At 57.6% G+C, this 6,044-nt stretch carries 7 protein-coding genes; 3 read left to right on the forward strand and 4 right to left on the reverse strand.

Annotation, left to right across the window (positions count from 1 at the left end):
• A partial coding sequence (locus ACRC1E_RS04625) for a GGDEF domain-containing protein (protein WP_438513937.1) occupies positions 1 to 929 on the reverse strand: 929 nt, incomplete at its 3' end.
• A gap of 176 nt (positions 930 to 1,105) precedes the next feature.
• Between ACRC1E_RS04625 and ACRC1E_RS04630 the strand changes: the two genes are divergently transcribed.
• Complete coding sequence (locus tag ACRC1E_RS04630; protein ID WP_438513938.1) at positions 1,106 to 2,017, forward strand: LysR family transcriptional regulator; 912 nt, start codon at positions 1,106 to 1,108, stop codon at positions 2,015 to 2,017.
• Positions 2,018 to 2,059: 42 nt separating this feature from the next.
• On the opposite strand, the gene ACRC1E_RS04635 is transcribed toward ACRC1E_RS04630, so the two are convergent.
• Positions 2,060 to 2,644, reverse strand: coding sequence for a porin family protein (locus ACRC1E_RS04635; RefSeq protein ID WP_438513939.1), 585 nt, complete (start codon positions 2,642 to 2,644; stop codon positions 2,060 to 2,062).
• A 204-nt stretch (positions 2,645 to 2,848) separates the two neighbouring features.
• Here ACRC1E_RS04635 and aspA point away from each other — a divergent pair, with 204 nt between their 5' ends.
• Both aspA and ACRC1E_RS04645 read left to right on the forward strand, forming a co-directional pair.
• Positions 2,849 to 4,252, forward strand: coding sequence for an aspartate ammonia-lyase (aspA, locus tag ACRC1E_RS04640; RefSeq protein ID WP_438513940.1), 1,404 nt, complete (start codon positions 2,849 to 2,851; stop codon positions 4,250 to 4,252).
• Between the two features lie 64 nt (positions 4,253 to 4,316).
• Positions 4,317 to 4,703, forward strand: coding sequence for a hypothetical protein (locus ACRC1E_RS04645; RefSeq protein ID WP_438513941.1), 387 nt, complete (start codon positions 4,317 to 4,319; stop codon positions 4,701 to 4,703).
• A 67-nt stretch (positions 4,704 to 4,770) separates the two neighbouring features.
• Here ACRC1E_RS04645 and ACRC1E_RS04650 read toward each other — a convergent pair whose 3' ends face one another.
• Together ACRC1E_RS04650 and ACRC1E_RS04655 are read right to left on the reverse strand one after the other, a co-directional pair.
• Positions 4,771 to 5,142 (reverse strand): YggL family protein, encoded by a 372-nt coding sequence (locus tag ACRC1E_RS04650; RefSeq protein WP_438513942.1) that lies wholly within the window; start codon positions 5,140 to 5,142, stop codon positions 4,771 to 4,773.
• A 94-nt stretch (positions 5,143 to 5,236) separates the two neighbouring features.
• The coding region (locus ACRC1E_RS04655) for a hypothetical protein (protein ID WP_438513943.1) at positions 5,237 to 6,044 on the reverse strand (808 nt) is incomplete at its 5' end.

Here is a 6,044-nt window from a genome sequence, read left to right on the forward strand (position 1 = left end):
AGCAGGAATTCTTCGCCGCCCCAGCGGGTCAGGATATCGCCACGCCGCAGTTTGGCCGTCAGCAGCCTGACCATGGATTTCAGAACCTTATCGCCAGCTTCATGCCCGTAGGCATCATTGATGCGCTTGAAGTGATCCAGATCGATAAAGGCCAGCGATAGCGGGGTAGTGGTACGTACCGATTGCTCGAATTGCAGGGCCAGAATCTCCTCGCCACTGCGGCGTGAATAGCAGCCGGTCAGCGGGTCACGGATGGCTTGCCCAACCAGAGCCATCATCAGAACCAGCTGGCTGAGGCTGGCGAGTGTGGCAACGCCGGCAATCAGGATCAGCAACCAGTATTCGGCGGCGAATGTGGGCCAAGTGCCATCAACCCATTTTTCTATGCCCGCTAGGCCATAAATGGCCAGCACCGGTGTGCTGAAGGCGACACTTTCAAGCAGGGTCAGCGGGAAAATGGCAAAACCGGCCAAGAGTACAAAGGGTAAAAAAGCATAGCCGGTCGCGATGGCGGCAGCGACACCTTGCAACTGATAGCGTGCCATCAGCAGATGTGAGGCAACGTAAAATAGCGTGGGAATGGCAAATAGCATGGCCATGGCACGATAGGCCTTGAACATGCCTGACTGCGGCCGGCGATAGTAGACTAGCCCGGCAAAGGCTGCCGAGGTGAGCAAGCGTAATGCCATGAGTTGTGCCCATAAAGGGAAGGGCAGGGTCATGATATCCACCACGATCCATAGCGGTGTCAGTAATGCGAACAGAAAGGCAAACAGCCGTACCCGGTTGATGATCATCGCGGCACGGCGATGTGCCATCAGCGGCATATGCTGGTGCGGGCTAAATAGCCAGCTGCTTTGGTCTGCCATCAACTCGCCGGGCAATAAGCCGGATAAACGCAGCCACAAATAGCGGGAAATTTTATGCATTTAAAACCCAATAAGAATAATTTTCGTGAGTCAGCGGGCTTGGCCACAAACATGACATCGCGTGCATCACCGCGGTGATCAAGTTATTTAAATACAATAAAGTTCAGTTTACCATGATCTAAATGACATTGATGTTTGTGGCTGAATTTTGTGCTATGCAACAGGAGTATTGAATCGTGGAAACACGCTGGCTGGAGGATTTTCTGGTGCTGGCCGAAAGCGGCAGCTTCACCCGTTCGGCAGAACTGCGCCATCTGACCCAGTCTGCCTTTTCGCGCCGTATCAAATCGCTGGAGGGGTGGGCCGGCTCCGAATTGATAGACCGCACCTGTTATCCGACCCGCTTGACGCCGGCAGGCGAAGCTTTTCGCCATGAGGCCGCTGCGGTGCTGGGGCAGATTCGTGCTGCCCGTACCCGCCTGGCCGGTATGCGTGCCATGCCGGCCGATACGCTGGAGTTTGCCGTACCGCATACCCTGTCGTTTTCGTTTTTCCCGCACTGGCTGTCCGGTGTCGAGCAGGACTTCGGCGAGCTCTCTTGCCGGCTGCAGGCGAGCAATGTGCATGATGCGCTGCTGGCTTTTGTCGAGGGGGGCAGTGATTTATTGTTGTGTTATCACCACGTGCGCCAGCCTGTCAGTCTGGGCGATGCCCGTTATAGCGGGCTCAGTCTGGGTATCGAGCAGTTGCGCCCCTATGCTAAGGCAGGAAGTGACGGGCGGCCGAGCTTAAGTTTGCCGGGCATGGCGGATGCGCCATTGCCGTTTCTCGGTTATTCGCCCGGCGCGTACTTTCACCGCATGAGCGAATTGCTGCTGGAGCAGGCACCGCAGCCTTGCCATCTGAGCTTGCGCTATGAAACCGATATGGCCGAGGGGCTCAAGCATATGGTGCTGCAAGGGCACGGCATTGCTTTTTTGCCGGATAGTGCCGTGCAGGGGGAATTGGCGCGTGGCGAGCTGTTGCCGGCGGCCGACGAGCACTGGCGCATCGGCATGGAAGTCAGGCTGTATCGCGATATCCGCCGGCGCAAGCCGGCACTGGATGCCTTATGGCATTACCTGTGCGGGCGCTACGCCAGCGTGTAAACAGCGGGAGGCCGTGCGCCTCCCGCTGTTTACAGCTGAAAATCAGAAGTGGTAGCTGGCACCAGCCTGCAGCGCCATGGCGTTGACGTCGCCCATATTATTGCCATTCTTGTCTTCCAGCGTCACCTTGCCGTAGTGCGTCAGCTCGGCAAACAAACGCCAGTCGCTGCTCAGCGTACCTTCTACGCCAATGCCGACAACCGGCTGATAGTCGGTTGTCGTGTAGCTGCCGAAACCATAATCACCGCGCGCGCGCAACTGCCCGGCACCGAGGCGGCCATAGACGCCGATCTGTTGATTGATAGGCAGGTGCCCCAGTGCACTGAACGATACCGAACGGATGCTGGTGCTAACCGTACCCTGAGCATCCTTGCCTTTGCTGTCTCCCAGATCGGCAAACGCCAGTTCGACCGACAGTTGCGGCATGAAATAGTAACCGGCATTCAGCACATAGCCGGCACGGGTGTCTTCCTTGCTGTTGTAACCGGCGTAATCGACGTTGTGATTCGCAATCGCACCGGCAAAACCGATGTACTCATCCGCCAGTTGCGGTGCAGCACTGGCTGCGCCTGCGATCAGGGCGAGCGATAAAAGCAGGGTATTCGGCTTCATGATGGCTGTTTTCATAAATTAAAAAGCCATGTTATTCAAATGGCGTTATTGGTGCAATGCAATCCATGGCTAAGATGCCATTTGTGGTAGATCGTGTCGCAGCTTGTTATGCAAATTCTGCATGATGCTATCCGATTTTCGAATTGGCCAGTCATCGCGGCAGGGAATAGAGTCTCAGGCATTCCCGCCGCAGGCGACCCATTAAGGATGAGACTTAGCATGACTACCCGCATCGAACATGACCTGATCGGCAACCGTGATATTCCTGCCCATGCTTACTGGGGGGTTCATACCCTGCGCGCGGTAGAGAACTTTCCGATTACCGGTGTGCCGATTTCGCATTACAGCGGACTGATCCAGTCGCTGGCGCTGATCAAGCAAGCTGCCGCCTTGGCTAACCATGAAATCGGCCTGCTGGATGATGGCAAGGCGCATGCCATTGTGGCTGCTTGCGAGGAAGTCCGTGCCGGCAAACTGCATCAGGAGTTTGTCGTCGATGCGATTCAGGGCGGGGCCGGCACCTCGACCAATATGAATGCCAATGAGGTGATCGCCAACCGTGCGCTGGAACTGATGGGGCATGCCAAGGGCGAGTACCAATATCTGAATCCGAATGAACACGTCAATCTATGCCAGAGTACCAACGATGTGTATCCGACCTCCTTGCGTCTGGCGACGTATATGGGCTTGCAACAACTGATTGCGGCACTGGAACGCCTTAAGCTGCACTTTGCCGCCAAGGCGGAAGAGTTCGCCGATGTGTTGAAAATGGGGCGCACGCAGTTGCAGGATGCGGTGCCGATGACGCTGGGGCAAGAGTTCCAGACCTATGCGGTGATGCTGGGTGAAGACCAGCAGCGTCTGGCCGAAGCGTCGTTGCTGATGCTGGAAATCAATATGGGTGCTACCGCGATCGGCACCGGCATCTGTGCCCACCCCGATTACGCCCCGCTGGTGCGCAAGCATCTGGCGGCACTCTCCGGGTTTGCGCTGGTCACCGCGCCCAATCTGATCGAAGCCACGCAGGACTGTGGTGCTTTCGTGCAGGTGTCCGGCGTGCTCAAGCGCGTTGCCGTCAAACTGTCGAAAATCTGCAACGATTTGCGCCTGCTATCGTCCGGCCCGCGCGCAGGTTTTGGCGATATCAATCTGCCGGCGCGTCAGGCCGGTTCGTCCATCATGCCGGGCAAGGTCAATCCGGTGATTCCTGAAGTCGTCAATCAGGTGGCGTTTGAAGTGATAGGCAATGATGTGACAGTGACCATGGCCGCCGAGGGCGGACAGTTGCAGCTCAATGCCTTCGAGCCGGTGATTGCCTACAGCCTGTTCCGCAGCGTGTCGCACCTGATTGCCGCCTGCGACACCCTGGGGGAAAACTGCGTCAAGGACATCACCGCCAACCGCGATTTCCTCAAGCATCAGGTCGAAAACTCCATCGGTCTGGTGACGGCCTTGTTCCCCATCATCGGTTATGCCGCCGCGACCGAGGTCGCCGGCGAAGCCTTTCATACCGGCGGCAGCGTGTCCGCTATCGTGCTGGCACGCGGGCTGATGACGCGCGAGCAGCTGGATGATGTATTGCAGCCGGCAGAGCTGACCCGACCACGCTGGGTCAGCCTCTGATTTTGTATTTGTAATAATTGGGTGTTATAACCTCTATTGTGCGCTGCACCATGGAGGTTTCATCATGTCCGATCCCCTTATCGCCCTGCGTTTGCAGCCGGCTGCATTACGTCTCTCTCTCGGCGCCTTGCGCCTGTATCAGGTGTTCTGGCGCTCGCAATCCCTGTTTACTGCCCGTACGCTGGCCGGATCTGCGCCTTTGGCTGACAAATCACAGCGTCTGGCCCGGCGCCAGTGTGCCGATCTGCTGTTTGTCTGGCACGATGGCACCGAACTGCATAGCCAGTTTGCCAAACAGGCGGTGACTGCATGGGCGCATGAGGATGCAGTCTGGGGCGGCGAAATGCAGCAGACGCTGGAACGGCTGTGTACCCGCTGGCAGGGCGCGATGGTGGAGTCCATGCGAGTACAGCACAGAAACGAAACCATGCGCCTGCACGGCAAGCCATAAAAAAGGCGACGGAGTTCCGTCGCCTTTTTTGGGCCCGACCGGCTAAGAGCCGGTCAGTCAGCCTTGTTTACCACTCGATATTCCACAGATCGGCCAGCTCGTCGGCATCAAGCGACTCGACTTCGGCGCGCGCCGACAGCCAGGCCACCAGTGCGGTACGGACTTCGGCGCTGACGCTGCCACGGCCGACCGGGAACACAATCCCTTCAAACTGCAGGCTTTCGGCATCGGAGAAGTGGCCGCCAAAGCTGACCCCTTGCGCGTCAACCGCTTCCAGCCATTCGTCCAGCAGCACATCCTGTGCCGCCAGATCGGTGTCTTTTTTCAGGGTAACGATCAGCGAAAAGCCCAGTTCGGTGAACTCGCCGACGCGCAGTTTCTTGCGCTGGCGTGGCTTCAGGCGCTTGAGGCGGGAATTGGAATTCGGGTTATGCAGCATGATGCCTCCTTATAAAGGCGAGATGATGCGGCGAGCCGGACGATTCGGCAAGTAAAATACAGCCCGGCTGATACCGGGCTGATCTCCTTATGCTTTAACGTACGGGGTAACTGTAGCGGGTCACTACGCCAGAAGGCGTCTTGGTTTCAACCTGAATGTTTTCATTGCCAAGTTTGTTGCAGTCAGCAGTAGAAACATCGACCGAGTAGGGGCTGGCGTAGAGTTGCGACGGTACGGTAAAGCTCCCGTTTCTAATGCTTGTATTGGTGGATGCACTGAAAGTGATGGTAGTACCCGCCGGCATCGGGTTGCCGTTGATGTCCTGCGGCCGTATGGTCAGCGTGCCGGTGTCTGGAATAGCCGTTGTTGCCGCAGGGTTTGCAGGGCTGCTACTGCAAAGATTGGGTATGTTCAGCTGGGTATTCGGCTTTTCTGGATGCCAGGTTCTGCCGGACCAGACCACTACGACCGAGTCGCGCACCGTGGTGGAGGCGTTGCAAGTGGCGGCCTTGTTCAGCGCACCGTTGAAGCAGCCGTCGCCGGCGCTGGGTGTTGCTCCGGCATCGAACGCGAAAGGTTCCTCGCCGGTCGCCGCACCATCCACCGTCGTCAGCGCGTGATCGAAGCTGCCGTTCTGGTTCATGTCGATATACGCCTGCTTCAGGTCGCCGAACTTTTCGCCGGCATCGAACGAGCCGTTGCCGTTGGTGTCGGCGAAGCTCTCCTCGCCGATCATGTAGGCGACGATGGTTTGTCGGCCAGCCAGTTTCAGGGGCTCGTCTTTGACCAGCTTTTCCCGTTTGCCGCTGCTGGAGAAGTTGACGCTGCAGGTGCCATCCTTGGTGATGCAGCCGCCGTCGACGCGTCCGATCCCGGCTTCTGTCTTGAAGGCAATTGCAGTG

Source organism: Craterilacuibacter sp. (assembly GCF_051659485.1).
GTDB lineage: Bacteria > Pseudomonadota > Gammaproteobacteria > Burkholderiales > Chromobacteriaceae > Craterilacuibacter.

Bases quoted from the DNA above. Each gene is read 5' to 3' on its own strand.
- ACRC1E_RS04645 (WP_438513941.1), top strand. From the start codon at position 4,317: ATGTCCGATCCCCTTATCGCCCTGCGTTTGCAGCCGGCTGCATTACGT.
- aspA (WP_438513940.1), top strand. From the start codon at position 2,849: ATGACTACCCGCATCGAACATGACCTGATCGGCAACCGTGATATTCCT.
- ACRC1E_RS04650 (WP_438513942.1), bottom strand. From the start codon at position 5,142: ATGCTGCATAACCCGAATTCCAATTCCCGCCTCAAGCGCCTGAAGCCA.
- ACRC1E_RS04635 (WP_438513939.1), bottom strand. From the start codon at position 2,644: ATGAAAACAGCCATCATGAAGCCGAATACCCTGCTTTTATCGCTCGCC.